Below are 25,747 nucleotides of genomic sequence, written 5' to 3'. Positions count from 1 at the left end.
TGCCGGGCCGACGCCCTGGGGGACACCTTGGTGAGCGCGTCGAGGACGGAGAGGGAACGGACCGGCGATTCCGCCCGATATCACCCTTTTCAGTCAGCGCAATGCGCTCCGATCAGACCTGGCCAGACCCGGGAACCGCCCTCATGACGGCATGACGAAGGGGCCCGGAGGTTTCTTCTCCGGGCCCCTTTTCGCGTAAGCGCCTGAGTCAGTCCGAGAACTGCGTCAGTCCGAGGACTGCTGCCGCTTCGGCCGCCACACCACCAGCGCGCTGGTCTGCTGCACCTCCTGGTACGGCACCAGATCCCGGCGGTACGACGCATGGACCGCCGCCTCGCGCTGCCGCATCGTCGCCGCCGCGCCGTCCAGCGCGTCCTGGAGCTCCGCGACGCGCTGCTGGAGCGCGACGACCTGGTTCTCCAGCTCGATGATGCGCTTGATGCCGGCGAGGTTGATGCCCTCGTCCTGCGACAGCTGCTGCACCTGGCGGAGCAGCTCGATGTCACGGGCCGAGTAGCGCCGGCCCCGGCCCGCGGTGCGGTCCGGGGAGACCAGGCCGAGACGGTCGTACTGACGCAGGGTCTGCGGGTGCAGCCCGCTCAGCTGGGCCGCCACCGAGATGACGTACACCGGCGTCTCTTCGGTGAGTTCGTAAGGGTTCCGCCGACGGCCGTCCATTGCGTCATGCTCCCTTCGCGGCCTGGAACAGCTCCGCCCGCGGGTCGTCCCCCGCGGTCGCCTCGCGATACGCCTCCAGGGCGTCCCGGGCCTTGCCCGTCACGTCCTTCGGCACGGCGACCTCGACGGTGACCAGCAGGTCGCCGCGGGTGCCGTCCTTGCGGACCGCGCCCTTGCCACGGGCGCGCATCGTGCGCCCGTTGGGCGTGCCCGGCGGCAGCTTCAGCGTGACCGGCGGGCCGCCGAGCGTGGGCACCTTCACCTCACCACCGAGCGCGGCCTCCGCGAAGGTGACCGGCACGGTGACGGTGAGGTTGTCGCCCTTGCGGCCGAAGACCGGGTGGGCGTCGACGTGCACGACCACGTACAGGTCGCCCGCCGGGCCGCCCCGCTCACCGGGTGAGCCCTTGCTGCGGAGCCTGATCCGCTGGCCGTCCGTCACCCCCGCGGGGATGCGGACCTGCATGGTGCGGGACGACTTGGCGCGGCCACTGCCATTGCACTCCAGGCAGGGGTGCTCGGCGATCAGGCCGCGACCCTTGCAGTCGGGGCAGGGATCGGTCAGCGAGAAGCCGCCGCCCGAGCCGCGCGCCACCTGGCCGGTGCCGACGCAGGTCGGGCACACACGCGGCGTGCCGTTCTTGTCGCCGGTGCCGGAACAGGCCTTGCACGGCGCCTGCGACGACATCCGCAGCGGGACGGTCGCGCCGTCCACGGCCTCCGTGAAGCTCAGCGTGACCTCGGACTCGATGTCCTGGCCGCGCCGCGGCTGCGTCCGCGTGCCCGCGCCCGCGCCACCGCGGTTGAACAGTCCCCCGAAGACGTCACCGAGTCCGCCGCCGAATCCCCCGGCACCACCCGCGCCGCCCTGGGGTCCCCCGCCGAAGAGGTCGCCCAGGTCGAAATTGAACGTTCCGCCGCCCGCGCCCGGCCCGGGGCGGAAGCCGCCGTTGCCGAAGAGGGCGCGCGCGTCGTCGTACTCCTTGCGCTTCTTGGGGTCGCCGAGGACGTCGTTCGCCTCGGAGATCTCCTTGAAGCGCTCCTCGGCCTTGGCGTTCCCCTTGTTGGCGTCCGGGTGGTACTCGCGGGCGAGCTTCCGGTACGCCTTCTTGATCTCGGCCTCGGTGGCGTCCTTGGGGACGCCGAGGACCTTGTAGAAGTCCTTCTCGATGAAGTCCTTGGTGCTCATCCCCGACGTCCCTCCTTCCTCGTCCGTACGGCGATCCGTACCGTTCGTATGACGTCAGCCCTCGTCCGGGCCACCGTTCTCCTTGTCCGCCGCTTCCGAAGAACCGTCGTTCCCGTCGGCCTTCTCGGCCTTGACGGTCTGCGCGCCGGGCTGGGGCTCGGCGACGGCCACCCGCGCGGGGCGGATGGTGCGCTCGCCGAACCGGTACCCCGGCTGCAGAATCGCCACGCACGTCGTCTCCGTGACGTCGGGCGCATACGAGTGCATCAACGCCTCGTGGATCGTCGGGTCGAAGGGCTCGCCCTCCTTGCCGAACTGCTGCAGGCCCATCTTGGCGGCGACCGTCTCCAGGGATTCGGCCACCGACTTGAACCCGCCCACGAGTTCGCCGTGCTCCCGCGCGCGACCGATGTCGTCGAGCACGGGCAGGAGCTCGGTCAGGAGGTTCGCGATGGCGATCTCCTTGACCGCGATCCGGTCCCGCTCGACCCGGCGGCGGTAGTTCTGGAACTCGGCCTGCAGCCGCTGGAGGTCCGTCGTGCGCTCGGCGAGCGCGGTGCGCACCTGGTCCAGCTCGGCCGTCAGGCCTGCCGTCTGAGTTGCGTCCCCGGCCGGGGCCGCCGCGCCCTCCTTGGGCTCGGCGGCCTTCGACTCGGCGTCTTCTGCGGTGGCGCCGGAGGGGACGTCGGGCTGCTCTTCGAAGCCCGGGGTCTCCTCCGTCACGCGGCACCGTCCTTGCGGTCCTCGTCGACGATCTCGGCGTCGACGACATCGTCGTCAGCGGCCTTGGCCTGACCGGCACCGGCGTCACCGGCGCCGCCCGCGGCCTGCGCGGCCTGGGCGTCGGCGTACATGGCCTGGCCCAGCTTCTGCGAGACGGCCGCGACCTTCTCCGTGGCGGTGCGGATCTCGGCCGTGTCCTCGCCCTTGAGCTTCTCCTTCAGCTCCTCGACGGCGGACTCGACCTCGGTCTTGATCTCGCCCGGGACCTTGTCCTCGTTGTCCTTGAGGAACTTCTCGGTCTGGTAGACGAGCTGCTCGCCCTGGTTGCGGCTCTCGGCGGCCTCGCGGCGGCGGTGGTCCTCCTCCGCGTACTGCTCGGCCTCCTGGCGCATGCGGTCGACCTCGTCCTTCGGCAGCGAGGAGCCGCCGGTGACGGTCATCTTCTGCTCCTTGCCCGTGCCGAGGTCCTTGGCCGTGACGTGCATGATGCCGTTGGCGTCGATGTCGAACGCAACCTCGATCTGCGGGACACCGCGAGGGGCCGGCGGCAGACCGGTCAGCTCGAACATGCCGAGCTTCTTGTTGTACGCCGCGATCTCGCGCTCGCCCTGGTAGACCTGGATCTGCACGGACGGCTGGTTGTCCTCGGCCGTGGTGAAGATCTCCGACCGCTTGGTCGGGATGGTCGTGTTCCGGTCGATGAGCTTGGTCATGATGCCGCCCTTGGTCTCGATACCGAGGGACAGCGGGGTCACGTCGAGGAGCAGGACGTCCTTGACCTCACCCTTGAGGACACCGGCCTGCAGGACGGCGCCGATGGCGACGACCTCGTCCGGGTTGACGCCCTTGTTGGCGTCCTTGCCGCCGGTCAGCTCCTTGACCAGCTCGGCGACGGCGGGCATACGGGTCGAGCCGCCGACGAGGACGACGTGGTCGATCTCGCCGAGCGCGATGCCCGCGTCCTTGATCACGTTGTGGAACGGGGTCTTGCAGCGCTCGAGCAGATCGGCGGTGAGCTGCTGGAACTGGGCGCGCGTGAGCTTCTCGTCCAGGTGCAGCGGGCCCTCGGCGGACGCCGTGATGTAGGGCAGGTTGATCGAGGTCTCGGTGGACGAGGACAGCTCGATCTTGGCCTTCTCGGCGGCCTCACGGAGGCGCTGGAGGGCCATCTTGTCCTTGGACAGATCGACGCCGTGGCCATTGTTGAACTGCTTGACCAGGTAGTCGACGACGCGCTGGTCCCAGTCGTCACCACCGAGGTGGTTGTCGCCGTTGGTGGCCTTCACCTCGACGACGCCGTCGCCGATCTCCAGGAGGGACACGTCGAAGGTGCCGCCACCGAGGTCGAAGACGAGGATGGTCTGGTCGTCCTTGTCGAGGCCGTACGCCAGGGCGGCGGCGGTCGGCTCGTTGACGATACGCAGAACGTTCAGACCGGCGATCTCGCCGGCCTCCTTCGTCGCCTGGCGCTCGGAGTCGTTGAAGTAGGCCGGGACGGTGATGACCGCGTCGGTCACCTTCTCGCCCAGGTACGCCTCGGCGTCCCGCTTCAGCTTCTGCAGGATGAAGGCGCTGATCTGCTGCGGGTTGAAGTCCTTGCCGTCCAGGTTGATCTTCCAGTCGGTGCCCATGTGGCGCTTGACCGACCGGATGGTCCTGTCGACGTTCGTGACCGCCTGGCGCTTGGCGACCTCGCCGACGAGCACCTCACCGTTCTTGGCGAAGGCGACGACGGACGGCGTGGTCCTGGCGCCCTCGGCGTTGGTGATGACGGTGGGCTCACCGCCCTCCAGAACGCTGACGACGGAGTTAGTCGTGCCCAGGTCGATGCCGACCGCACGTGCCATTTCAATTCCTCCAGCATGACTTGAGTGGAACAGGCTCAAGGATGCATGAAGGATGTGGGCGAGTCAACAGAGCTGAGTCGAGGGGGCTCAACTTTTATCTGGGGCTTACGGGCAAGCGTCCGTGGCTTACGGGCGGGCATCCGGGCTTATGGGCAACCGGGACCCTGGCTCACGGGCGAGCGCGCGACTTGCACGTGGCGCTGGCGCCGTCTTGGAGACTACGCCCGTTTTGTCTGCTGCGGAGAGTCCAGAGGTCCGTATATGAACCGTACGAAGGTCCCTGCATGAGCCCTCCGAAGGTCCCTGCATGAGCCCTCCGAAGATCCATCGCCCGGCAGGCCATCGCAAGCCCGGACAGAGGTGCCCCGGCGCAGGCGCAGGGGCCGTGGGCCGTCAGGGCGCGGCCCCCTGGGGTGCCACGGTCCCGCCCGAGGCGCGGTCCGTATTACCCAGCCCTGTCGTCGAAGGGGCACCCAGCCGCGACACCGGAGAGCGTCCGTGCAGATGCCGGGTCCAGCAGCCCTGCGAGCCGGGTCACCGCCGCGTCGATCTCCCGCGCACACTCGCGCAGGACGTCGAGCGGCTGCATCCACGGGTCCGCGACGTCGTCCTCCGCGCCGGGGACCGCGGCGACGAAGCCCCTGCGGCCGGCGGCCTCCGCGACCACATCCGCGGAGGCCCCGTCAGCGAGCCGTACGAACTCCTTGAGCGTGAAGCAGCGCCGCATCGCCAGCGGTGAGATCCGCACCGCGGCCTCCCGGTGCTCGCGTGCGAGCCCGAGGATCAGGTCCGCCCCGCCGACGAGGTCCTCGGTGAGCGGGCGGGACGCGAACCCGGCCCCGTCGCCGCCCAGTTCCTCCAGAACCCGCCGGGTGGCCCGTTCCATGCCGCTGCGGTGCGGCGCCCCGGTGCCGGCGCTCTCCGGCCACACGGCCGACGCGGGCGCGAGCCTGGCCGCGAGCAGCCGCTCGGCGAGCGCCGAGCGGTGCACATTGCCCGTGCAGACGAAGAGCACCCGGGTCATTTGTCGCCCGCGAGGTGGGTCAGAGCGGGCTCGGCAGCTTCCTTGCGCCGGGCGGACGGCCGGGGGGCGGGCAGATCGCCGTAGTTCCCGTAATTGCCATAGCCCTTGCCCTTGTTCAGCGGGGCCATGCTGAAGACGGTGCCGAGGGTGCGTACGCCCACCTGGCTCAGGGATTCGGCGGCCGTGCGGACCTGGTCCCGACCGGTCTTCGAGGCACGTACGACGAGCAGCGCGCCCTGGGCGAGCGGGGCCAGGCCGACGGTGTCGGCGACCGGCAGCAGGGGCGCGGTGTCGACGATCACCGCTTCGTAGCGCCCGGCGAGTTCCCGCAGCAGCTCGCCCATCCGGTCCGACGCGAGCAGCTCCGTCGGGTTGGGCGGCACCGCGCCGCTGGTGAGCACCGAGAGGCGGCTCCCTGCCTGCTGCATCACTTCCTCGATGCGGGCCTGTCCGATGAGCACGGTGGTCAGTCCGGCGTTCTGCACCAGGCCGAAGGTGCGCGCCACGCACGGCCGCCGCAGATCGGCGTCGACCAGGCAGGTCACGATGCCCGCCTCAGCGAGCGAAAGCGCCAGGTTGGCGGCGGTGTTGGTCTTGCCCTCACCGGGTACCGGGCTGGTCACGACGATCACCCGCGGCCGGTCGTCGACCTGCGCGAACTGCAGGTTGGTGCGCAGTTTCCGGAAGGCCTCCGCGCGGGTCGAGTGCTTGGCGGCACCGGTCGCGAGCGGCTGCTTCGTGGCGTCCTTGTCGAACGGGATGGAGCCGAGGACCGGCAGCGAGGTGAGCTGGCTGAGTGCCTCAGCGGTCTTGAGGGTCGTGTCGAGCGTCTCGCGCAGGGCGACGAGTCCGGCGCCGAGGAGCAGTCCTCCGATGAGCCCGGCGGCCAGGTTGAGCAGGAGGTGCGGCGAGACGGGGTCACTGGGAGCGCTCGCCTGCTCGGTGACACGGAGCGAGACCGGTGAGGCGGGCGAGGCCGCCGGGACGGCTTCGGCGGGTTGGCCGCTCGCCGGCTGACCGTCCGCGGGCGGGCCGTCGACCACAGAGCCGGGCGCCGCCCCCTGCTTCGGCACCTCCAGCTGTTCGACAACGGCACCGAATCGCACCGCCACTGCATTGGCGATGCGCGCGGCACGCTGCGGAACGGTGTCGCGGACCGTGATGTCGATGAGCACGGTGTCAGGGAGCGCCTGCGCGCTGATCTGGGACGCCAGCTTCTCCGGAGTGGTGTGCAACCCCAACTCACGTACCACAGGTGCGGTCACCTGACGGGTGGCTGCGATCGACGCGTACGACTTGACGCGTGCCTGCGAGAAGCTCTGCCCCTCGTTGAGCTGGGTGGTGTCGACACCGGCGCGGGTGGCGACGAAGAGCTGAGTGCTGGCCTCGTAGACAGGCGTGCTCAGCTCGGTGGCGGCCTGGCCCGCCCCGGCGCCGAGCGCCAGGCAGACCATGACGGTCGGCCAGCGTCTGGCGAGAACCTTGAGAAAACCACGGAGATGCAACGTCCACCCCTCACAGGGCTGAAGAAATGGTCTTAGAAAGGGTTGGTTTATTCCCTATGTGCACGGCGAGGATAGACAGTTGAGCCACTCAGACCGCGGGAGCCACTCGTTCGAGGGCACGTCAACATCAGCGGTTCGACATCGGGGAGCGGTCGTTGCGGAGTGCGGTGTACAGCCTTGCGCACTTTGTCGGCATTGCCGCGTCACGTGGGCCGCGCGGGTAGCTACTGCGGCCGTCGGCTGACAGGCCGACCGCCTGGGAAGGTCTGCCTCAGCGACGCAGATCACCGCCCGCGCGACTACAGCGCGGCGGCATATGTTGGGTAGTCTCAGACGGACTGCATAAGTTACTGCTTAGTAATCACTGAAGATCCGCTGAAGCACCCCGCTGAAGCACCACCTCGCAGGCCCGAGGAGCCCCCAAATGCAACTCGCCGCGATCATCGTGTCGCTGGTGCTGACCGTGGTCGGCGTTGCGCTCATTGCCCGAGCCGTCGCCCAGATCTACCGGTTCATCACGCTCGGTCAGCCCGTGCCCGCCGGCAGCCGCACGGACAACCCCAAGCAGCGGACGATCACCCTGGTCAAGGAGTTCCTGGGCCACACCCGGATGAACCGGTGGGGGATCGTCGGCTTCGCGCACTGGTTCGTCGCGATCGGCTTTCTGACCCTGCCGCCGACGCTGGCCCAGGCGTACGGGCAGCTCTTCGAGGCCGACTGGACGCTGCCCGTGATCGGCGGCTTCCTGCCGTTCGAGATGTACATCGAGTTCATCGGCCTGATGACGGTCGTCGGCATCCTGGTTCTGATCGTGATCCGGCTGCTGAACCTGCCCTCCCGGGCCGGCCGCAAGTCCCGGTTCGCGGGCTCCAAGGCCTGGCAGGCGTACTTCGTCGAGTACGTGATCCTCACCATCGGTCTGGCGATCCTGGGCCTGCGCGGTCTCGAGGGCGCCATCCACCATGTGGAGCACTACGAGGCCGCGTACTTCGTCTCGTATCCGCTGGTCCTGGCCTTCAAGGGCCTGAGCGTCGGTGCGCTGCAGAACCTCATCTACTTCACCGCGATGATCAAGATCGGCACCTCGATGATCTGGATGATCACGGTCTCGCTGAACACCAACATGGGTGTCGCCTGGCACCGCTTCCTCGGCTTCCCGAACATCTGGTTCAAGCGGAACGCCGACGGCTCCACCGCGCTGGGCGCACTCCAGCCCATGACGTCCGGCGGCAAGCCGATCGACTTCGAGGACCCGGGCGAGGACGACGTCTACGGCGTCTCCCAGGTCGAGCAGTTCTCCTGGAAGGGCCTGCTGGACTTCTCGACCTGCACCGAGTGCGGTCGCTGCCAGTCCCAGTGCCCCGCCTGGAACACCGGCAAGCCTCTGTCGCCGAAGCTGCTGATCATGTCGCTGCGCGACCACGCGTACGCCAAGGCCCCCTACCTGCTCGCCGGTGGCGGCAAGACCATGGAGGGCGAGGAGAAGGCGACCGAGGAGCAACTGAAGGACGTCCCGGCCGCGGCGCTCGCCGAGGCCGAGCGGCCGCTGATCGGCACCGTCGAGGCGAACGGCGTCATCGACCCGGACGTGCTGTGGTCCTGCACCACCTGCGGTGCGTGCGTGGAGCAGTGCCCGGTCGACATCGAGCACGTCGACCACATCGTCGACATGCGCCGCTACCAGGTCATGATCGAGAGCGCTTTCCCGAGCGAGGCCGGGACGATGCTCAAGAACCTGGAGAAGAAGGGCAACCCCTGGGGGCTCGCCAAGAAGCAGCGTCTCGAGTGGACCAAGGAAGTCGACTTCGAGGTGCCGGTCGTCGGCAAGGACATCGAGGACCTCAGCGAGGTCGACTACCTCTACTGGGTCGGCTGCGCAGGCGCCCTGGAGGACCGGGCCAAGAAGACCACCAAGGCCTTCGCGGAGCTGCTGCACATCGCGGGCGTCAAGTTCGCGATCATGGGCGGCGACGAGAAGTGCACCGGTGACTCCGCCCGCCGCCTGGGCAACGAGCCGCTCTTCCAGCAGCTCGGCCAGGAGAACGTCGCCATGCTGAACATGGCCTTCGGCGAGGACGACGAGGACGAGAGCACCAAGAAGCCCAAGTCCGCCAAGAAGATCGTCGCCACCTGCCCGCACTGCTTCAACACGATCGCGAACGAGTACCCGCAGCTCGGCGGCGAGTTCGAGGTCATCCACCACACGCAGCTGCTGCAGCACCTCATCGACGAGGGCAAGCTGATCCCCGTCACACCCGTCGACGGTCTGATCACCTACCACGACCCCTGCTACCTGGGCCGCCACAACAAGATCTACACGCCGCCGCGCGAGATCATGGACAAGGTCCCGGGCCTGCGCCAGCAGGAGATGCACCGCCACAAGGAGCGCGGCTTCTGCTGCGGCGCCGGAGGTGCCCGGATGTGGATGGAAGAGCGGATCGGCAAGCGCATCAACAACGAGCGCGTCGACGAGGCCCTGTCCCTCAACCCGGACATCGTCTCGACCGCCTGCCCGTTCTGCCTGGTCATGCTGACCGACTCGGTCAACGGCAAGAAGAACGATGGCAAGGCCAAGGAGTCGCTGCAGGTCGTGGACGTGGCCCAGCTGCTGCTCGACTCGGTGAAGACGCCTGTCGACCCGGCGGGCGAGGCCGAGGCGGAGAGCGAGCCGGAGCCGGAGCCCGTCAAGTAGGCGAGGTTCGTACCGTTCCGTACGCTTCGTACGCAACGCGAAGGGCCGGGTTCCCGTCTGGGGCCCGGCCCTTCGCATGCCTCCTGGTGCCGCCTGGTGCCTCGTTGTCCGCCCTGCCCTTACGTGGCCGGTGAAACAAGAGCATCATGAGCCGGTTGTTGTTCTCCGTAATGCCGATGCCTTTGAGGTGGATGGTGCGTATACCGAGCGCAGGAAGCAGAAGTCAGCGCCACCGCCACATCGGTCTGCGAGCCACCACCGCCGTCCTGAGCTGCGCCCTTCTGCTCTCCGGCTGCGGCGAACTCGCGCACGACGGCGGGTCCGCCACGAAGCATCAGCCCGCGACCAGGACCGCTGGTGCTTCCAGGGCTCCGGGCAAGGACGGGGGCACCCCGCGCCTGCCCGTCCCCCGCGGCAAGGGCAGCCGCGTCGCCGACGACTTCAATGGCGACGGGCACCGCGATCTCGTCCTCAACGACCTGGTGAAGGGCCCGGACGAGCTGCACGGCGACGACGCCGGCATCGGGGTCGTGTACGGCGGCGGGCAAGGGCGAGGGCAGGGACTCGTGCCCGGTGCGCGACAGTTGCTGAGCCCCGCCGAGTACGCCGCGCCGACCAAGGGGCAGCTGCCCGCCGCCTTCGACGCCGAGGCCTCCTGCGATCTCGACGACGACGGCTTCACCGACCTCGTCGTCTCCACCGACCCGCCGTACGACGGTCAGGGGCAGCCGCCGGTGCCCTTGCAGCTGCTCTTCGGTTCGCCGAAGGGTCTGGCCGGCAAGGCCGTGACCGTGCGCATCCCCGCCCCTGCCCGGTTCGGCAACGACTGGCCCGACCAGCCCGTGTGCGGCGACTTCGACGGGGACGGGGCCATGGACCTCGTCGTACACGCGTCGGACAGCCGGATCAGTTATCTGCGCGGGCCCTTCAGCCGTAAGGGCTCCCCCCGTGCCGCCGGCACTCCGCTGGCCGCGCCAGGGAACGCCCCCGTCGGGCCCTCCGTCGACGTCGACCGCGACGGCTACGACGACGTGCTGGTGCGCGCCACCGCCTCCCCCGAGTCGGCGTCGAGCCTCGTCCTCGGGGGTCCGGCCGGCCCCACCGGTACCGGCGTCGTGTTCCCGGCGGGCTCCACCGTGGCGTTCGGCCGTTTCGGCAAGGGCCGGGGCATGGACGCCGCGATCGGCACGAGCGACGGGATCGCCTTGCGCTACGACGTGCCCGGCACGCTTCGCGAGAACCTTGCCCGGTCCGGTAACGCCGGAGCCGGCGCAGTCCTGGCGGCCGGTGACCTCGACGGCGACGGGCTGAGCGACCTCGTCGTCGGCGGCGACCGGTTGCAGATCTTCAAGGGGCGCCCGAAGGGTCTCTCGGCGGCAGGCGCGGTCACCGTGGCACCAGCGGCGCCGGGCTCCACCCAGCTCCTCGCCGTCGCCGACTTCGACGGGGACAAACGGGCTGATCTCGTCGTACGGACGTATCGCGGGGAGACGAAGGATACGGTGGCGCTCTTTCCGGGGAGGAAGAACGGTCTGATCGCGGTGGAGCCGGAAGTGACGTTCTCCACCGCCGAGTTCCTGGGGGGATCCTGATGACGCGGAGGCCGCGGAGACAAGCGGAGAAGCGCAGGGCGGTCAGACGGTGCGCGGTCGCCCTGTGCTGCGCCATGGCGCTCGCCGCGTGCGGCGGTGGCGGGGGTGGTAACGGTGACGGCGGCACTGACGCCCGGGAGTCCAACGGCACCCCGCCGCCCGGCAAGCCCGCCGCCGACCCGGATCCCGGGGACTTCAACGGCGACGGGTACGACGACTACATCCACGTCGTCACCGCCACCGACCGCGACCGCAAGCGGTCCAAGACGACCCTGGTCATCGTGTACGGCTCGAAGAAGGGTCTCAACACCGACTGGGCGGTGCGCATCCCCGCGGGCTCGGGCGACGACGCATGGTTCACCGGTCCCCTTCTCCGCGCCGACCTCGACGGCGACGGCTTCACGGATCTGGTCGGCAGCCGCGGCCCGTCGGCGCCGGACGCCACATCGCCGCGCCAGCAGGTATTCGTCATGTACGGCGGTGCGCGCGGGCTGGACACGCCCAAGGCGCTCGACGTCCCTCAGGACACCCGGCCGCTCGCGGTCGCGGACTTCGACGGCGACGGCTCGGCCGATGTGCTGGATGCCGGCACCAAGGGCTCCGGCCCGCCGATGGGGGGCAAATCGGCGACCGCCGGGCGCCTGCTCTACGGACCGTTCGGCCGCTCGGGAAAGCCGGAGCGGACGGCCGATCTCGATCTCGGGCAGCACGGTTACGCCGCCCCGTCCTCCGCCACGACGGGCGACTTCGACGCCGACGGCCGCGCCGAAGTGGTCCTCACCTACGGCTTCGACGCGGAGGAGGACGAGAACGCACCCTCCGACCTGCACACCGTCGCGTACTACGAGGGCAGCGAGCAGGGCCTCGTGCGCGTCGGCGGCCCGGAGGCCCGTATCGCCGAGGCCGTTTCCACCTTCGACGGCCCCCGAACGCCGGCCACGGGCGACGCGGACGGCGACGGCACCGACGATCTGCTGCTGCCCACCCAACTCGCCGTCGCCCCCGCGGACATGCCCGGCAGCGGTGGGGCGCTCACCATCATGTACGGAGCGAAGTCCGGCCTCGGCACGGGCCGGGAGGCGACCGTCATCGCTGGAAAGCGCCGTATCGACTTCGGATCGACGCCCGCCGTCGGCGACGTCAACGGCGACAAGAGGCCCGACGTCGTGGTGAACACCCCGGACTTCCGGAGGCACGACGGCAAGGTCACGCTCCTGCCGGGCAGTTCGGCGGGCGTGCCGTCCGCCTCGGGCGAGCAGTCCGTCGACGCAGAGACCGGGGGCCTGCCCGGCACCCCCAACCCGCACTACTGGAACGCGTTCCACCATCAGCCGCCGCTGCTCGACGTCGACGGGGACGGCCGCTCCGACGTGATCGTCTTCGGGCCGCTGTACGAGAAGCGGCGGGGAGCGTTCCTGGTACTGCGCGGTACGGAAAAGGGGCTCGACCCACAGCAGGTCCAGTTCTTCACGCCGGCCGACGTCGGCGTCTCACTCCGGCTCACGTAGGACGCGTCCACCGCCAGTCCGCCAAGTCGGGGGCGGTCGCGTAACGGAACGGTGCTCGGCACGCAGGGCGTGGGTGTGCGGGGTGGCCGACAACCGAGTGCGGGGTGGCCGACCTCCTCCTCACACACCCCTCTGGCCACAGAAAACTCCGAACTTCCTTACAACCGTCACCCGGTCCCATCGGTCTCCTGATCGCCGACCGCCGTGCAAAGCGCGGATGAACCCCGGGCAAACCCGGGTGGTTCGGCACCCATCGACTGCGGGCGCCCGCCAGGCGCCCCCGCATGCCGCAGGAGAAACCCGCATGCACAAGCACCTGCGACTCGCCCTCGCGACGGCCTCCGCGGCCACGCTGACGGCCGGTCTGCTCGCCTTCTCGGCCACCACCGCCTCGGCGGCCCCCTCCGGCCTTTCCGGCGACTTCAACGGCGACGGCTACCGCGACCTCGCGATCGCCGCGCCCATCGCCAAGGTGGCCACCAAGTCCGGCGCCGGTTACGTCGCCGTCGTCTACGGCACAGCGAGCGGCCTCGACACCTCGAAGCGCCAGATCATCAGCCAGGCCACCACCGGCATCCCCGGCACCCCCGAGTCGTACGACTACTTCGGCGACCGCCTGACCACGGGCGACCTGGACGACGACGGCTACACGGACCTGGTCGTCGGCGTGCACGGCGAGCAGATCGGCTCGACCGGCGACTCGGGCACGATCACCGTGGTCTGGGGCGGCGCCGACGGCCTGAAGACCGCGACCAATCTGACCTCTCCGCTTCCCGAGAACCTCAACGAGCTGGGCTGGTCCGTGGCCACCGGCGACTTCGACGGGGACGGCGACACCGACCTGGCCGCGGCGAACCTCGCCTACCCCGAGCTGAACATCTTCAAAGGCCCGATCTCCCGCACGGGCGCGGCGACGGAACTCGTCGGCATCGACACGTACGAGCAGACCGGCATCAACACCGACAAGATCGTCGCCGGTGACGTCACCGGCGACGGCACGACGGACCTGCTGGTCATGGGCCAGCAGGAGATCACCGGCGGCTACCGCACCCGCGGCGTCCTCTACAGGGGCTCGGCGAGCGGCCTGACGGCCGGCAGCAAGGTCGCGGGCGGCTACGACGCGGTCATCGCGGACGTCGACAAGGACGGCTACGGAGACATCGTCACCGGCAACTTCATGGAGAAGTCGGCCAGCGAGCCCAACGGCGGCCTCGGCGGCGCGGTGACGGTGACGTACGGCGCGTCCACCGGACTGAGCTCCCGCACCCCCGTCCGTATCAACCAGGACACCACCGGCGTGCCCGGCACCGCCGAGAAGGGCGACGCGTTCGGCTGGAGCCTGGCGGCGGGCGACGTGAACGGCGACGGGTACGCGGACATCGCGGTCGGCGTCGCGTACGAGACCATCGGCTCGGCCAGGCGCGCGGGCTCGGTGGTCGTCCTGCGCGGCTCGGCGTCGGGCCTGACCGGCAGCGGCGCCAAGGCCTTCTCCCAGAACACCTCGGGCGTGCCCGGCACGGCCGAGTCCGAGGACCACTTCGGCGACGCGGTCCGCCTCGTCGACGCGGCCGGCGACGGCCGTACGGAACTCGTCGTGGGCGCGATGGGCGAGAACGACGGCGCGGGCGCAGCCTGGCACCTCAAGGCCGCCTCGACCGGCATCACCACCACGGGTTCGAAGTCCTTCAACAGCACGACGCTGGGCGGCCCTTCGGGCCTGGCGTACTTCGGCAACGTGCTCGCGGGCTGACCAGGAAGGGGGGCGTGGTCGGCAGGTGGCCGCGCCACGCCCCAACAACCCCAGCAGCACGAATAAATTCATGGGCCACGTACAACCCTTCGGCCCCGGCGTGAGTCTCCTGTTCGCCGACCGCCATCGTGAACCCTGCGCCAACTTCCGGCGAATTCCTGGCAACACGGGCGGAACGCACCCCATCGACTGCGGATGCCGCACCAGGCATCCCCGCATGCAGCAGGAGAAACCCGCATGCACAAGCACCTGCGACTCGCCCTCGCGACGGCCGCCGCGGCCACGCTGACGGGCGGTCTGCTCACCTTCTCGGCCGTGACGGCGACGGCGGCCGACTCCGTCCACCACCCCGTGGCGGACTTCAACAACGACGGCTACGGCGATGTCGCGTACTCCGCCGGCTCAGCCACCGTCGGTGGCAAGAAGGGCGCCGGCCAGATCGTCGCCCTGTACGGCTCGGCCAACGGCGTGACGTCCACGAAGCGCGCCACGATCAGCCAGAACACCACAGGCATCCCCGGCACCGCCGAGACCAACGACGGTTTCGGCTGGATGAGCGCGTACGGCGACTTCAACGCCGACGGGTTCGACGACCTCGCCGTGGCCGCGGACCTCGAGGACGTGGACGGCGACACCGACGGCGGCACCGTTCTCATCGTGTGGGGTTCGGCGAGCGGTCTGTCCGGTGCCACGACGATCAAGGATCCGGCAGTCTCGTCCCACGACCGCTGGGGCAAGGCGCTCGCCGCGGGCGACTTCGACGGCGACGGCACGGAGGACCTCGCGGTCGGCTCCTCGTCGAACTCGGTCTACGTCTTCAAGGGCGGCATCACCAAGTCGGGTACGTACGGTGGCCGTTACTCCTTCACGACGGACATCCATTCCGGTGGCGACTCGGGCACGCTCATGCTCACCGCGGGTGACGTCAACGGCGACAAGCGGACCGACCTGGTCGTCGACGGCTACGAGACCGACAGCAACTACGGCTACAACACCAACTTCTACGTGCCCGGCACGGCCTCGGGCCTGGACGCGGCGTACGCGCAGGAGCTGAAGCGGGGCGTCATCACCGGCATCGGCGACGTCAACGGCGACGGCTTCGGCGACATCGTCACCGGTCAGGACTGGGACCCGTCCAAGGACGGCAGTGAGCCGTCCGTCCCCGAGTCGTCCACCGGCGGCAAGGTGCACATCATCTACGGCTCCGCCGACGGCCCGGCCACCACCGTCGCCGTGACCCAGAACAGCGGCAACGTGCCTGGCTCCTCCGAGCGCGGCGACTGGTTCGGCAGCGAGCTGTCGCTCGGTGACATCAACGGCGACGGCAAGACGGACCTGGTGGTCGGCGCGCCCGGCGAGAACCTGAACGGTGTGGTGAACACGGGCGCGTTGACGGTCCTGTACGGCTCGGAGTCCGGCGTGAACACCGCCTCCGGCTACCAGTACTTCGCCCAGTCCACGGCCGGTGTCCCCGGCTCGGACGAGAAGGACGACGCGTTCGGCGGCGAGGTGAAGCTCACCGACGTCACGGGCGACGGCAAGGCGGACCTGACGGTCGGCGCGTACGGCGAGAACACCGGTAACGGATCGGTGGTCTACCTGCCCTCCGACGGCACCAAGATCACCACCACCGGTGCCCGCTCCCTCTCTGCGACCTCGGTGGGCGTCTCGACGGACGCGTACCCGCTCTTCGGCGCGAATGCCGCCAACTGACGTACGTCGCTGCCTGGTTGGGCCCGCACCCCCACCCGGGTGCGGGCCCGGCCCGTAGACCAGCGCCGGTACGAACCGGCCGAGTGCCCCACACATCACTCGATCCCCCCCACTTCAGGAGACACATGAGCACAAGGCACCCCCTGCGCACGACCTTGGCCGCCGCGACGGCGGTCGCCCTGACGGGCGGGCTACTCACGTGGGCGACGGCCCCGCCGGCCGCAGCCGCCGCCAAGTACGCGGACGACTTCAACGGTGACGGCTACCGGGACCTCGTGACGGCGGCCACCCGCGCCACCGTAGGCGGCGCGAAGTACGCCGGTGCCGTGGTCGTCAACTACGGCTCGGCGTCCGGCGTCAGCGCCTCCCGACGCACGGTCCTCACCCAGAACACGAGTGGGATCCCCGGTACGGCCGAGGCGAACGACTTCTTCGGCTCTGCTCTCGCTTCCGGCGACCTCAACAACGACGGGTACGCGGATCTCGTGGTCGGAGCGCCCGGCGAGGACGTCGGCGACGACACCAACGGCGGGACCGCCGTCGTCGTCTGGGGAAGCGCGTCCGGCCTGTCCGGCGGACGGACCATCGGCGACCCCGCCGCCTCGGCCCACGACTGGTTCGGTCAGTCGCTCGCCGTGGGCGACTTCAGCGGGGACGGCAAGGCGGACCTGGCCGTGGGCAGTTCGGGCAAGGACATCTGGATCCACAACGGTGGCTTCACCAAGTCCTCGGGGGCCGCGTCCAGGTACAAGCTCACCACGCCTCTCCAGACCGGCACCGACCACGGCGCCGTCTCCCTCCTCACCGGCGACGTGAACGGCGACGGCACCGTCGACCTGATCGCCAACGGCACGTACTTCCCGAACACGTCCACCAAGTACGACGGCACCCTGGTGTACCTGGGCTCGTCCTCAGGACTCGCCTTCCAGGCCGTACTGGAGAGCGACATGGAGGCAGCTGTCGGCGACATCAACGGCGACGGCCACGACGACGTGGTCACCAGCGCGTACTGGGGCGGCCTGGACGGCAACGAGGGCGGCTCCATCAGCACCTACCTCGGCAGCGCCGAGGGGATCGCCACCGAGGCGTCGCAGACCATCGACCAGGACACGTCCGGAGTCCCGGGCGAGGACGAGACGAGCGACTACTTCGGGTACGCCGTCTCGCTCGGAGACATCGACGGCGACGGACGCGCCGACGCGGCCGTCTCCGCGTTCTACGAGACCATCGGCGCGGACACGCTCACCGGCGCCGTCACCGTGCTCCGCGGCGCGCCCACCGGGCTGTCCACCACCGATGCGAAGACCTTCCACCAGGACACGGCCGGCGTTCCCGGCGCCGCCGAGGACAACGACCACTTCGGTTCGGCCGTACGCCTCGCCGACCTCAACGGCGACGGCCACGCGGATCTCTCCGTCGGCGCCGACGGAGAGAACAGCGCGGACGGCGCCCTGTGGAGCCTGCGCGGCTCGTCATCGGGCGTGACCACGAACAACGCGGTCGCCTTCGGCGCTTCGTCCGCGGGCGTCTCGACGTCCGGCTACCCGGGGTTCGGCGGCCGGATGCTTCAGTAGCGGTCGTCGCGCAGGTGACGTATGAGAGCGGCGAGTCCGGAACGGGTGGTTACCAACACCGTGCCGGGCTCGTCGCTTTCGCGGAGCAGGGGGATGCCCTGGCGGGCGGCGAGCTCCAGGCAGTCGGCGTCCTCGTCATCACCGGAGAACGACGACTTCTGCCATACGAGGGCCTCTGCCATGTCGGGGCCTTTCAGACGTCCTGAGCCAAGCGGTGGATGAAGTCCCTCGACTCTACGACGCCCAGCGCTGACTTCTGCACGTGGACGAACGCCCGCCGGTACCGGTTGAGCTGCGCCTCTGCGTCCAGGAGGTTCCCCCCGTGCGGGGTATCCATCAGGACGGTGTCCAACTGCGGGACGCGGCCGCCCAGGATCAGCGGCGAATAGCCCATATTGAAGCCGTCCAGGTCGAAGGGCACCACACGCACGGTGACGTGAGGTCGTTCGGACTGCTCGAGGATGTGCAGCAACTGCCGCCGGGCAACACCGTGGTCAGCCCTTCTGATACGCAGAGCCGCCTCATGGATCACCACCTCGTACATGAGGTCGTCTCTGTCGAGGATCTTCTGGCGCCGCAAACGGAACCGCGTACGAAGCTCACGTTGCTCCTCAGCCATCCCCCAGGTGGATTCGGCGTAGACGGCCCGAACATGCTCCTCGGTCTGCAAGAGACCAGGGATGAACACAAGCTCGAACGACCTCACGTGGTTTGCATGGTGCTCCAGTTCCGCCAGATCGAGGAAACCCCTCGAGAGCTGGCCGCGGTATTCCTCCCACCAACCGCGCGCCCGCTCGGTCGCCATGACCGCCAGCGCATCGACGAGCGGGGTATCCCCAGCTCCGTAATAACTGGCCAAGAACCGAACGCGTTCCGCACTCACGCCGACGCGCGCCGACTCCACGTTGGAGAGCTTGGCCTCGTTGATTCCCATCGAGCGGGCCGCCTCCCGAAGGCCCAGTCCCGCCTGTTCCCGCAGCTTGCGAAGCTCCCTGCCCAGGCGCTCCTGCCGCACCGTGATGACGCTCCTTGCGACCATGTGCCCCTGCTTTCACGCGAGTTGAGGACACAATAATCGGGGAGCAGCTTGACCCGGGTCAAGCTGCTCCCCTACTTTTAGTGACGCGACGCACACGCTGCGGAACGCCGGGACCCCGGATGCGCACCGCCCCGCCCTGCCATGCCGGCCGCGACAAAGCCACCGCCCGACTCCGCCGCTCACCCTCAACTCCCCTCCTCCACCGGAGTTCCGTATGCCTGAATGCGCTGACGAAGAAGAACCGTGGGAGTACACCCTCTACATCCCCCACGACCCCCGCGCCGTGGCGATCGGTCGCCGCACCCTTCGCGACATCCTCACCACTCACCACCTCCCGGCCCTCCTCGAACCCGCCGAACTCCTCGCCTCCGAGCTGCTGAGCAACGCCATCCGGCACACGAAAGGGCCCGCCGCCCTGAAACTAAGGCGGTCCCGCGGGGCCCTGCGGCTGGGGGCGTGGGACACGGACCCCGCGCCGCCGGAGGCGCCCGTCGCGCCACCGCTCGCCGCCGAGGCGGGCCGCGGGCTCCGGCTCGTGCGGGCGTACGCAGACGACTGGGGCTGGTTCCAGGTCAGTCCGGGGTACGGCGGCGGCTCGGGCAAATACGTCTGGTGTGAACTCGGGGCGAGTCCGGTAACCCCTGACGTAAGCCCGGCGTAAGCCTCTCGCGTCCCCCAGAAATCCCCCAGAGTTCCCCCAGGTCCCCCGGAGGGTCCCCGTAAGGGATGTCACAGCTCGGCCGCAAAGCCCACGCCTTGTCCCAGGCTGGGCACGTCACCCGTCGGGACCAGGTACGTTCGATTACGTGGCTGGATTCAGGATCGGACGCGGCCGGGACAACCGCACTCCGCAACAACAACCGCGGCAGCAGCAGCCGTATGGACAGCAGGCCCCGCACAGCGGCGGCGGGCAGGCGCCGTACGGCTACCCGCCGCGCGGCCCGCAGACGCACCCGCAGTACGGCGGGACGCAGCCGGGCGGACAGCAGCAGTACGGCGGACATCAGTGGGCCCAGACGAACGGCGCCGGTGGCCATGGCGAGCCGGAGTACTTCGGCGACGGCGGCCACCAGCACGGATACCAGCAGGGCCCCGACCCGTACGCGGCGGACAACCCCGGTCACACCCAGGCGTTCTCCGTCGGCGAGGACCCGTACAACCAGGGCGGGACGTACCGCGCCGGCCAGACCACCGCGCCTCCCGCCGGCCCGCGCCTGCACTGGAAGCAGCTGCTCAGCGGCATCGTGCTGCGCCCCGGCGCGACCTTCCTGCAGATGCGCGACTACACGATGTGGGGTCCGGCCCTCGTCGTCACCTTCCTCTACGGCCTGCTGGCCCTCTTCGGGTTCGACGGCGCCCGCGAGGACGCGATCAACGCCACCCTGTCGTCGGCGATCCCGTACGTCCTCTTCACCGGCGTCGCCATCGTCATCAGCTTCTTCGTCCTGGGTGTGGTGACGCACACGCTCGCGCGCCAGCTCGGCGGTGACGGGGCGTGGCAGCCGACGGTCGGCCTGTCCATGCTGATCACGTCCCTCACGGACGCGCCACGCCTGGTCGTGGCGCTGTTCCTGGGCGGCGACGAGTCCTTCGTCCAGGTCCTCGGGTGGGTGACGTGGATCGCGGCGGGCGCGCTGCTCACGTCGATGGTCTCCAAGTCGCACGACCTGCCGTGGCCGCGCGCCCTGGCGGCCTCCGCGATCCAGCTGGTCGCCCTGCTGTCGCTGATCAAGCTGGGCACGTTCTGACGAGCGACGCCCAGCCCAGTTAAGGGCCTTACCGGCCGTACCGGCCCCGTCTCCTGCGGCACTATGCCGCCGGGGCCGGGGCCGGCTTGATGTTCTGGGTCGCGTGGAAGAGGTTGTGGGGGTCGTACGTCCGCTTGATCTCCGCCAGGCGGTCGTAGTGGTCGCGGTACGTGGCCTTGACGCGGTCCTCGGTCTCGCCCTCACCGATGAAGTTCACGTAGGAGCCGCCCATCGAGTGCGGGTGCATCTCCTCCCAGTAGTCGACGCACCACTGCTTCACGGTCCCGGCGTTTGCCGGGTCGGGGTCGATGCCGGCGAACACGCCGGACCAGAGGGCGTGCCGGTACGCCCATGCCGTGTCCTCCGGGGCCACGCGGTGGGCCGCCCCGTCGACCGGATACAGATGCATCAGCGACAGGTCGGTGGGGATGCGTTCCGCGTACTTCGCGTGCACGGCGATGGATTCATCCGTGATGCGGTCGAAGAAGTCCCCGCGCCAGTACCACTGGAAGCCGGGGGGCAACAGATCGTCGAACATCGACTGCAGCGCGGGATACGGCATCGGCGCGGCGAAGTGGAAGGCCGGCTCGGCGGGCTCGTTCACCGCGGCGAAGGCCTGGTCGACCCGGCCCATGTCCCCCGTCCAGCACCACACGACGCCGCACATCCTCCGGCCGTGGAGCTCTTCCGGGAACGGCGGTCCGGGCGGCACGACGAAAGAACTGAAGAAGCCGTTCAGGTCCTCGTTCGCCTGCGGAATGAAGCCGCGGTACCACTCCAGCACCTCACGAATGTGGTCGAGCGTCCACACCGTGATCCCGACGGCCACGGTGTGCACGGGGTGGAGCTGGAAGGTGAACGACGTGACGACCCCGAAGTTCCCACCGCCGCCGCGCAGCGCCCAGAAGAGATCCGCGTGCTCCTTCTCGTTCGCGGTGACGAAGCTGCCGTCGGCCAGCACCACGTCCGCGGACAGCAGACTGTCCGACGTCAGGCCGTACCTGCGAGTGAGGTAACCGTGTCCGCCGCCGAGGGCGAGGCCCCCGACTCCTGTCCTCGAATTGATCCCTGACGGGACCGCGAGACCGAAGGCGTGCGCGGCATGATCGAGGTCGCGGAGCAGACTGCCACCACCGACCTGCGCGGTCTTCGTCGCCGGATCGACGCGCACCCAGCGCATCGGGGCGAGGTCGACGGTGACACCGCCGTCCACCAGGCACAGCCCGGCGCCGCTGTGTCCGCCGCCGCGGACGGCGAGCTCGAGACCGTGGTCCCGTATGAAGTCGACCGCGTTCATGACGTCCGCGGCATCCATGCAGCGCACGATGGCCCCAGGGCGGCGGTCGATCATGGCGTTGTAGATCTTGCGGGTCTCGTCGTACTCCGGGTCCTGCGGGGAGATGACCGGACCGCGCAGCACGGTCCGCATCGCCTCCAGGGTCGTGTCGTCCACGTTGGCCATGACGATCTCCTTGCGAGGCGAGGTACGGGAACGGGTGCGGGTACGGGTGTGGGGATGAATGACGGTTCCGTCGTCCGTGACCCTCCGGGCGGTGGCCGGGACAGGTGGTGCGCGCCGGTGCCCGTCCCGTCCGGATTCGGGGACCTCATGGGCCGCAGAGCAGAACCGACGCCACATGGCTGACGTCACCAGCGTCCCGCTGTACGGGGGGACTCGCAATCGCCGCCCTCGCGCGGCCCGGGGCACGAGCGCACCATGGGTACATGGGCGGACGCGACGGTGAAGCACACGAGGCCGGCGGTCAGGCACATGAGGCGGGCCGTCAGGCACGCGAGGCGGACGGTCGGACACATGAGGCCCATGAGACGCATGAGACCCATGAGGCGCACATCAGCGCCCTACGGGCCGTCAGCGCACCGGCGCGCGTCGCCGAGCCCGTCGAGGGCATCAGTCCGGAGGAACTCGCGCTCGCGGCCCGCAACCACGGGCTGCCGCTGGAGGCCCTCCGCTACGACCTCACCCCGCCCGGACTGCACTACGTACTCGTCCACTACGACATCCCCGTCGCCGACGCCGACGACTGGACGCTCACCGTAGGCGGCCGCGTACGCACACCGCTGAGCCTCGACATGACGGCCCTGCGCTCGTTCCCGCCGGTCACCCACAGGGTCACGATGGAGTGCGCGGGGAACGGCCGGGCCCGGCTGACACCGCGGCCCGTGAGCCAGCCCTGGCTGGTGGAGGCAGTCGGAACCGCCGACTGGACCGGGGTCCCGCTGCGGACGCTGCTCGCCGAGGCCGGTATCGAGCCGGACGCCCTCGAGGCCGTCTTCACCGGCGCCGACCACGGAGTCGAACGCGGCGTCGAACAGGACTACCAGCGGAGCCTGCCGCTCGAGGACGCCACCGCCGACGACCCCGAGGTACTGGTGGCGTACGAGATGAACGGCGCCCCGCTCCCCCCGCAGCACGGACACCCGCTACGGCTGGTGGTCCCCGGCTGGTACGGCATGGCCCATGTGAAATGGCTCCGCGACATCGCCCTGACCAGCACGCCCTTCACCGGCTTCCAGCAGGCGGTGGCCTACCGCTACCGCCAGTCGCCCGACGACCTCGGCGACCCGGTCACCCGTATCGCCCCACGGGCGCTGATGATCCCGCCGGGTTTCCCGGACTTCATGTCCCGGACCCGCGTCGTACGGCCGGGGACGGTCCAGCTGGAGGGCCGGGCGTGGTCGGGCCACGCCCCGGTCACGAAGGTCGAGGTGAGCACGGACGACGGGGAGTCCTGGCAGGAGGCGGAGCTGGCATCGCCCGAGGGCCCGGACGGGGACGACGGCCGCGCACGATGGGCCTGGCGAAGCTGGCGGACGACATGGACGGCCGCACCCGGCACCCATGTCCTGAGTGCCCGCGCCACCGACGCCGCGGGCCACTCCCAGCCTCTCGCCCAGTCCTGGAACCGAGGCGGCTTCGGCAACAACCTCGTCCAGCGGATCGCCGTGTTCTGCCTGCCACAGGGCGACTGAACCGGACAGGCTGGACCACCACCGCCAGAACCGCCTGATCCGCCTGAACTGAAGCACCCCAACCACCCGAAGCACTCGAACCGCCCGAAATGCGCGGCCCCCGAGGGCCGGGAAAACTGGGTTCATGGCGACAAAGGCAGGCGCATCAGGCAACGCAGGCAAGGCGGCTGAAGCAGGCAAAGCGGCAAAGGCGGACAAGGCGGCTCTCGAGGGCGGCCCGGACGATCTGCGCGAACAGATCGTGCCCCTCACCGCTCCCGAACCTGCCGCCCAACAGGACCTGAAGATCCCGCACCGCGGCGGCTACGAGCACTACCGCGCCACCCAACGGCAGAAGAAGACGCCGGAGGGAAAGGTGCCGGTCTACGAGTGGTGGGAGCGGACGGAGATCGCCGAGTAGCGCGGCGCCACCACCCACCCGTCAGGCGTCGAGAACCTGCCCACCGCGCCGCACGACCGGCGGCTGAACACTCCACGGGAAGTTGATCCACTCGTCGGTCCGCTTCCACACGTACTCGCACTTCACGAGCGACTGCGACTTCTCGTAGATCACCGCGGAGCGCACCTCGGCCACGGTGTCGAGGCAGAAGTCGTGCACGAGCTTCAGGGTCTTGCCGGTGTCGGCGACGTCGTCGGCGATCAGGATCTTCTTGTCGGTGAAGTCGATCGCGTTGGGGACGGGCGCGAGCATGACCGGCATTTCGAGGGTCGTCCCGACTCCGGTGTAGAACTCGACATTCACAAGGTGGATGTTCTTGCAGTCGAGCGCGTACGCGAGCCCGCCCGCCACGAAGACGCCGCCGCGCGCGATGGACAGCACGATGTCCGGCTCGTACCCGTCGTCGGCGATCGTCTGCGCCAGCTCACGGACGGCGACGCCGAAGTCCTCGTACGTGAGGTTCTCGCGCTTCATGGGATCGCTCACAGCGCTCACACCTGGGTCCGATGGAAGTTGACGAACGAGCGCGAGGCGGTGGGCCCGCGCTGCCCCTGGTAACGGGAGCCGTAGCGCTCGGACCCGTACGGGAACTCGGCCGGCGAGGTGAGCCGGAACATGCACAGCTGGCCGATCTTCATGCCCGGCCAGAGCTTGATCGGCAGCGTGGCGAGATTCGACAGCTCGAGCGTCACATGGCCGGAGAAACCGGGGTCGATGAAGCCGGCGGTGGAGTGCGTCACCAGCCCGAGCCGCCCCAGCGAGCTCTTCCCCTCCAGCCTGGAGGCGAGATCGTCGGGAAGCGAGATGACCTCGTACGTCGAAGCGAGCACGAACTCACCGGGGTGGAGAATGAACGGCTCGTCGCCGTCGGGCTCCACGAGGCGGGTCAGATCGGCCTGCTCGACGGAGGGGTCGATGTGGGGGTAGCGGTGGTTCTCGAACACCCGGAAAAAGCGGTCGAGACGCACGTCGATGCTGGAGGGCTGCACCATCGATTCGTCGTACGGGTCGATGCGCACACGCCCCGCGTCGATCTCGGCCCGGATGTCCTTGTCTGAGAGAAGCACGTCCTGAGGATACGCAGAGGGCGCGGGCTCGCCGAAACGCGGTCACTGCGACACTGCGACGGACCCGCGCTCCTCGGACGTACGTACGCGCGTGCCGCTAGCGCTTCTCGAGCGCCACCGGGACGGCGTTCCTCAGCCGGGAACACCGCGGACACCGGATGAGCCGGCCGGGGCCGAGCCGGTCGGCCTGCTGCATCGGGAACGAAGATGTGCTGAACACGTGCCCCTCGGCACAACGGACGACGGTGCGCTCCACCAAGACCTGGAGTCCTTCCCCACGAGCCGCTGAATGACTGCCGCCGAACAACCGGAAACGACTGACGGCGAACGCCACATTACGGGATGAAGAGGACGGCTCTTCAAGCGGCACTCCGGCCACATTCAAGCCCCCGGGAACGCGCGGGCCGCGCCCCACCGTACGCCTCAACTCACGCCGTCCGCAGCCGAGTCCGGCCCATGCCCCCAGCCGCGTCGAAGGCACGTCGGCGTCGTGTCGACGGCCGCGCCCGAGCCCACCCCGAAGCCCCATCCAGGCCCAGCCCGCCTCCCCCAGGTCCAGCCCGCCTCGGCCCAGGCCCGGACAGCAAGCGAGCCCCCAACGCCTGAGCATCAGGGGCCCTGCATGAGGTACAGTGTGCGACGGTAACGACACCGATCAGGTCGGCGTC

Annotated in this window: 21 protein-coding genes; 10 read left to right on the top strand and 11 right to left on the bottom strand. The window is 69.5% G+C overall.

Annotated elements, in window-relative coordinates:
* Positions 1-225: 225 nt before the first annotated feature.
* The 6 genes from ACSMXV_RS22710 to ACSMXV_RS22685 form a co-directional block, all read right to left on the bottom strand.
* Positions 226-678, bottom strand: coding sequence for a heat shock protein transcriptional repressor HspR (locus tag ACSMXV_RS22710; protein ID WP_181863015.1), 453 nt, complete (start codon positions 676-678; stop codon positions 226-228).
* A gap of 4 nt (positions 679-682) precedes the next feature.
* A complete protein-coding gene (gene dnaJ, locus ACSMXV_RS22705) occupies positions 683-1,867 on the bottom strand; it encodes a molecular chaperone DnaJ (RefSeq protein ID WP_473173150.1) in 1,185 nt (394 codons plus the stop codon).
* A gap of 54 nt (positions 1,868-1,921) precedes the next feature.
* Entirely contained in the window at positions 1,922-2,590 is a 669-nt protein-coding gene (grpE, locus tag ACSMXV_RS22700; protein WP_181656118.1) for a nucleotide exchange factor GrpE, read from the bottom strand.
* Positions 2,587-4,437: a molecular chaperone DnaK gene (gene dnaK, locus ACSMXV_RS22695; protein WP_181863017.1), complete on the bottom strand. Its 1,851-nt coding sequence runs from the start codon at positions 4,435-4,437 to the stop codon at positions 2,587-2,589. Before dnaK ends, grpE begins: the two co-directional genes overlap by 4 nt.
* A 445-nt stretch (positions 4,438-4,882) precedes the next feature.
* Positions 4,883-5,461, bottom strand: coding sequence for an arsenate reductase/protein-tyrosine-phosphatase family protein (locus ACSMXV_RS22690; RefSeq protein ID WP_473173149.1), 579 nt, complete (start codon positions 5,459-5,461; stop codon positions 4,883-4,885).
* Positions 5,458-6,966 carry a tyrosine-protein kinase domain-containing protein gene (locus tag ACSMXV_RS22685; RefSeq protein ID WP_473173148.1) on the bottom strand — a complete coding sequence of 503 codons (1,509 nt, stop codon included), beginning with the start codon at positions 6,964-6,966 and terminating at the stop codon, positions 5,458-5,460. The genes ACSMXV_RS22690 and ACSMXV_RS22685 overlap by 4 nt, the downstream gene beginning before the upstream one ends.
* A gap of 424 nt (positions 6,967-7,390) precedes the next feature.
* Here ACSMXV_RS22685 and ACSMXV_RS22680 point away from each other — a divergent pair, with 424 nt between their 5' ends.
* The 6 genes from ACSMXV_RS22680 to ACSMXV_RS22655 all read left to right on the top strand — a co-directional run bounded on the left by ACSMXV_RS22680 (position 7,391) and on the right by ACSMXV_RS22655 (position 17,795).
* Positions 7,391-9,658 carry a heterodisulfide reductase-related iron-sulfur binding cluster gene (locus tag ACSMXV_RS22680; protein ID WP_473173147.1) on the top strand — a complete coding sequence of 756 codons (2,268 nt, stop codon included), beginning with the start codon at positions 7,391-7,393 and terminating at the stop codon, positions 9,656-9,658.
* Positions 9,659-9,849: 191 nt separating this feature from the next.
* On the top strand, positions 9,850-11,250 hold the full coding sequence (locus ACSMXV_RS22675; protein ID WP_473173146.1) for an FG-GAP repeat domain-containing protein: 1,401 nt from the start codon (positions 9,850-9,852) through the stop codon (positions 11,248-11,250).
* Entirely contained in the window at positions 11,250-12,758 is a 1,509-nt protein-coding gene (locus ACSMXV_RS22670; protein WP_473173145.1) for an FG-GAP and VCBS repeat-containing protein, read from the top strand. Before ACSMXV_RS22675 ends, ACSMXV_RS22670 begins: the two co-directional genes overlap by 1 nt.
* A 304-nt stretch (positions 12,759-13,062) precedes the next feature.
* A complete protein-coding gene (locus ACSMXV_RS22665) occupies positions 13,063-14,508 on the top strand; it encodes an FG-GAP-like repeat-containing protein (protein WP_473173144.1) in 1,446 nt (481 codons plus the stop codon).
* Between the two features lie 237 nt (positions 14,509-14,745).
* Positions 14,746-16,221 (top strand): FG-GAP-like repeat-containing protein, encoded by a 1,476-nt coding sequence (locus ACSMXV_RS22660; protein ID WP_473173143.1) that lies wholly within the window; start codon positions 14,746-14,748, stop codon positions 16,219-16,221.
* A gap of 125 nt (positions 16,222-16,346) precedes the next feature.
* The gene (locus ACSMXV_RS22655; protein WP_473173142.1) at positions 16,347-17,795 is read left to right on the top strand and encodes an FG-GAP-like repeat-containing protein; all 1,449 of its coding nucleotides are present in this window, start codon (positions 16,347-16,349) and stop codon (positions 17,793-17,795) included.
* On the opposite strand, the gene ACSMXV_RS22650 is transcribed toward ACSMXV_RS22655, so the two are convergent.
* Both ACSMXV_RS22650 and ACSMXV_RS22645 read right to left on the bottom strand, forming a co-directional pair.
* Positions 17,789-17,977 (bottom strand): DUF397 domain-containing protein, encoded by a 189-nt coding sequence (locus tag ACSMXV_RS22650; RefSeq protein ID WP_473173141.1) that lies wholly within the window; start codon positions 17,975-17,977, stop codon positions 17,789-17,791. The two genes, ACSMXV_RS22655 and ACSMXV_RS22650, sit on opposite strands and share 7 nt — an antisense overlap.
* Positions 17,978-17,988: 11 nt before the next feature.
* Positions 17,989-18,834, bottom strand: coding sequence for a helix-turn-helix domain-containing protein (locus ACSMXV_RS22645; RefSeq protein ID WP_473173140.1), 846 nt, complete (start codon positions 18,832-18,834; stop codon positions 17,989-17,991).
* A 214-nt stretch (positions 18,835-19,048) separates the two neighbouring features.
* Between ACSMXV_RS22645 and ACSMXV_RS22640 the strand changes: the two genes are divergently transcribed.
* Both ACSMXV_RS22640 and ACSMXV_RS22635 read left to right on the top strand, forming a co-directional pair.
* The gene (locus ACSMXV_RS22640; protein WP_473173139.1) at positions 19,049-19,495 is read left to right on the top strand and encodes an ATP-binding protein; all 447 of its coding nucleotides are present in this window, start codon (positions 19,049-19,051) and stop codon (positions 19,493-19,495) included.
* 145 nt (positions 19,496-19,640) lie between these two features.
* Positions 19,641-20,582, top strand: coding sequence for a Yip1 family protein (locus tag ACSMXV_RS22635; RefSeq protein WP_473173138.1), 942 nt, complete (start codon positions 19,641-19,643; stop codon positions 20,580-20,582).
* A gap of 61 nt (positions 20,583-20,643) precedes the next feature.
* Here the strand turns inward: ACSMXV_RS22635 and ACSMXV_RS22630 are convergent, their stop codons facing one another.
* A complete protein-coding gene (locus ACSMXV_RS22630) occupies positions 20,644-22,044 on the bottom strand; it encodes an FAD-binding oxidoreductase (RefSeq protein WP_473173137.1) in 1,401 nt (466 codons plus the stop codon).
* A 263-nt stretch (positions 22,045-22,307) separates the two neighbouring features.
* On the opposite strand from ACSMXV_RS22630, the gene ACSMXV_RS22625 reads away from it, so the two are divergent.
* Both ACSMXV_RS22625 and ACSMXV_RS22620 read left to right on the top strand, forming a co-directional pair.
* The gene (locus ACSMXV_RS22625) at positions 22,308-23,573 is read left to right on the top strand and encodes a sulfite oxidase (RefSeq protein ID WP_473173136.1); all 1,266 of its coding nucleotides are present in this window, start codon (positions 22,308-22,310) and stop codon (positions 23,571-23,573) included.
* Between the two features lie 124 nt (positions 23,574-23,697).
* A complete protein-coding gene (locus tag ACSMXV_RS22620) occupies positions 23,698-23,973 on the top strand; it encodes a DUF5988 family protein (protein WP_473173135.1) in 276 nt (91 codons plus the stop codon).
* A 21-nt stretch (positions 23,974-23,994) separates the two neighbouring features.
* On the opposite strand, the gene ACSMXV_RS22615 is transcribed toward ACSMXV_RS22620, so the two are convergent.
* Together ACSMXV_RS22615 and dcd are read right to left on the bottom strand one after the other, a co-directional pair.
* The gene (locus ACSMXV_RS22615; protein ID WP_473179038.1) at positions 23,995-24,486 is read right to left on the bottom strand and encodes a phosphoribosyltransferase; all 492 of its coding nucleotides are present in this window, start codon (positions 24,484-24,486) and stop codon (positions 23,995-23,997) included.
* Positions 24,487-24,503: 17 nt separating this feature from the next.
* The gene (gene dcd, locus ACSMXV_RS22610) at positions 24,504-25,079 is read right to left on the bottom strand and encodes a dCTP deaminase (RefSeq protein ID WP_473173134.1); all 576 of its coding nucleotides are present in this window, start codon (positions 25,077-25,079) and stop codon (positions 24,504-24,506) included.
* Positions 25,080-25,747 lie beyond the last annotated feature (668 nt).

The organism is Streptomyces sp. DSM 42067 (genome assembly GCF_055792885.1).
This window is presented reverse-complemented; position numbering and strand designations above follow the sequence as displayed.

What these genes read in the sequence shown, in the direction of transcription:
- ACSMXV_RS22710 (WP_181863015.1), bottom strand. Translation starts at nt 678, where the DNA reads ATGGACGGCCGTCGGCGGAACCCTTACGAACTCACCGAAGAGACGCCG.
- dnaJ (WP_473173150.1), bottom strand. Translation starts at nt 1,867, where the DNA reads ATGAGCACCAAGGACTTCATCGAGAAGGACTTCTACAAGGTCCTCGGC.
- dnaK (WP_181863017.1), bottom strand. Translation starts at nt 4,437, where the DNA reads ATGGCACGTGCGGTCGGCATCGACCTGGGCACGACTAACTCCGTCGTC.
- ACSMXV_RS22690 (WP_473173149.1), bottom strand. Translation starts at nt 5,461, where the DNA reads ATGACCCGGGTGCTCTTCGTCTGCACGGGCAATGTGCACCGCTCGGCG.
- ACSMXV_RS22680 (WP_473173147.1), top strand. Translation starts at nt 7,391, where the DNA reads ATGCAACTCGCCGCGATCATCGTGTCGCTGGTGCTGACCGTGGTCGGC.
- ACSMXV_RS22675 (WP_473173146.1), top strand. Translation starts at nt 9,850, where the DNA reads ATGGTGCGTATACCGAGCGCAGGAAGCAGAAGTCAGCGCCACCGCCAC.
- ACSMXV_RS22670 (WP_473173145.1), top strand. Translation starts at nt 11,250, where the DNA reads ATGACGCGGAGGCCGCGGAGACAAGCGGAGAAGCGCAGGGCGGTCAGA.
- ACSMXV_RS22665 (WP_473173144.1), top strand. Translation starts at nt 13,063, where the DNA reads ATGCACAAGCACCTGCGACTCGCCCTCGCGACGGCCTCCGCGGCCACG.
- ACSMXV_RS22660 (WP_473173143.1), top strand. Translation starts at nt 14,746, where the DNA reads ATGCACAAGCACCTGCGACTCGCCCTCGCGACGGCCGCCGCGGCCACG.
- ACSMXV_RS22655 (WP_473173142.1), top strand. Translation starts at nt 16,347, where the DNA reads ATGAGCACAAGGCACCCCCTGCGCACGACCTTGGCCGCCGCGACGGCG.
- ACSMXV_RS22650 (WP_473173141.1), bottom strand. Translation starts at nt 17,977, where the DNA reads ATGGCAGAGGCCCTCGTATGGCAGAAGTCGTCGTTCTCCGGTGATGAC.
- ACSMXV_RS22645 (WP_473173140.1), bottom strand. Translation starts at nt 18,834, where the DNA reads ATGGTCGCAAGGAGCGTCATCACGGTGCGGCAGGAGCGCCTGGGCAGG.
- ACSMXV_RS22640 (WP_473173139.1), top strand. Translation starts at nt 19,049, where the DNA reads ATGCCTGAATGCGCTGACGAAGAAGAACCGTGGGAGTACACCCTCTAC.
- ACSMXV_RS22630 (WP_473173137.1), bottom strand. Translation starts at nt 22,044, where the DNA reads ATGGCCAACGTGGACGACACGACCCTGGAGGCGATGCGGACCGTGCTG.
- ACSMXV_RS22625 (WP_473173136.1), top strand. Translation starts at nt 22,308, where the DNA reads ATGGGCGGACGCGACGGTGAAGCACACGAGGCCGGCGGTCAGGCACAT.
- ACSMXV_RS22620 (WP_473173135.1), top strand. Translation starts at nt 23,698, where the DNA reads ATGGCGACAAAGGCAGGCGCATCAGGCAACGCAGGCAAGGCGGCTGAA.
- ACSMXV_RS22615 (WP_473179038.1), bottom strand. Translation starts at nt 24,486, where the DNA reads ATGAAGCGCGAGAACCTCACGTACGAGGACTTCGGCGTCGCCGTCCGT.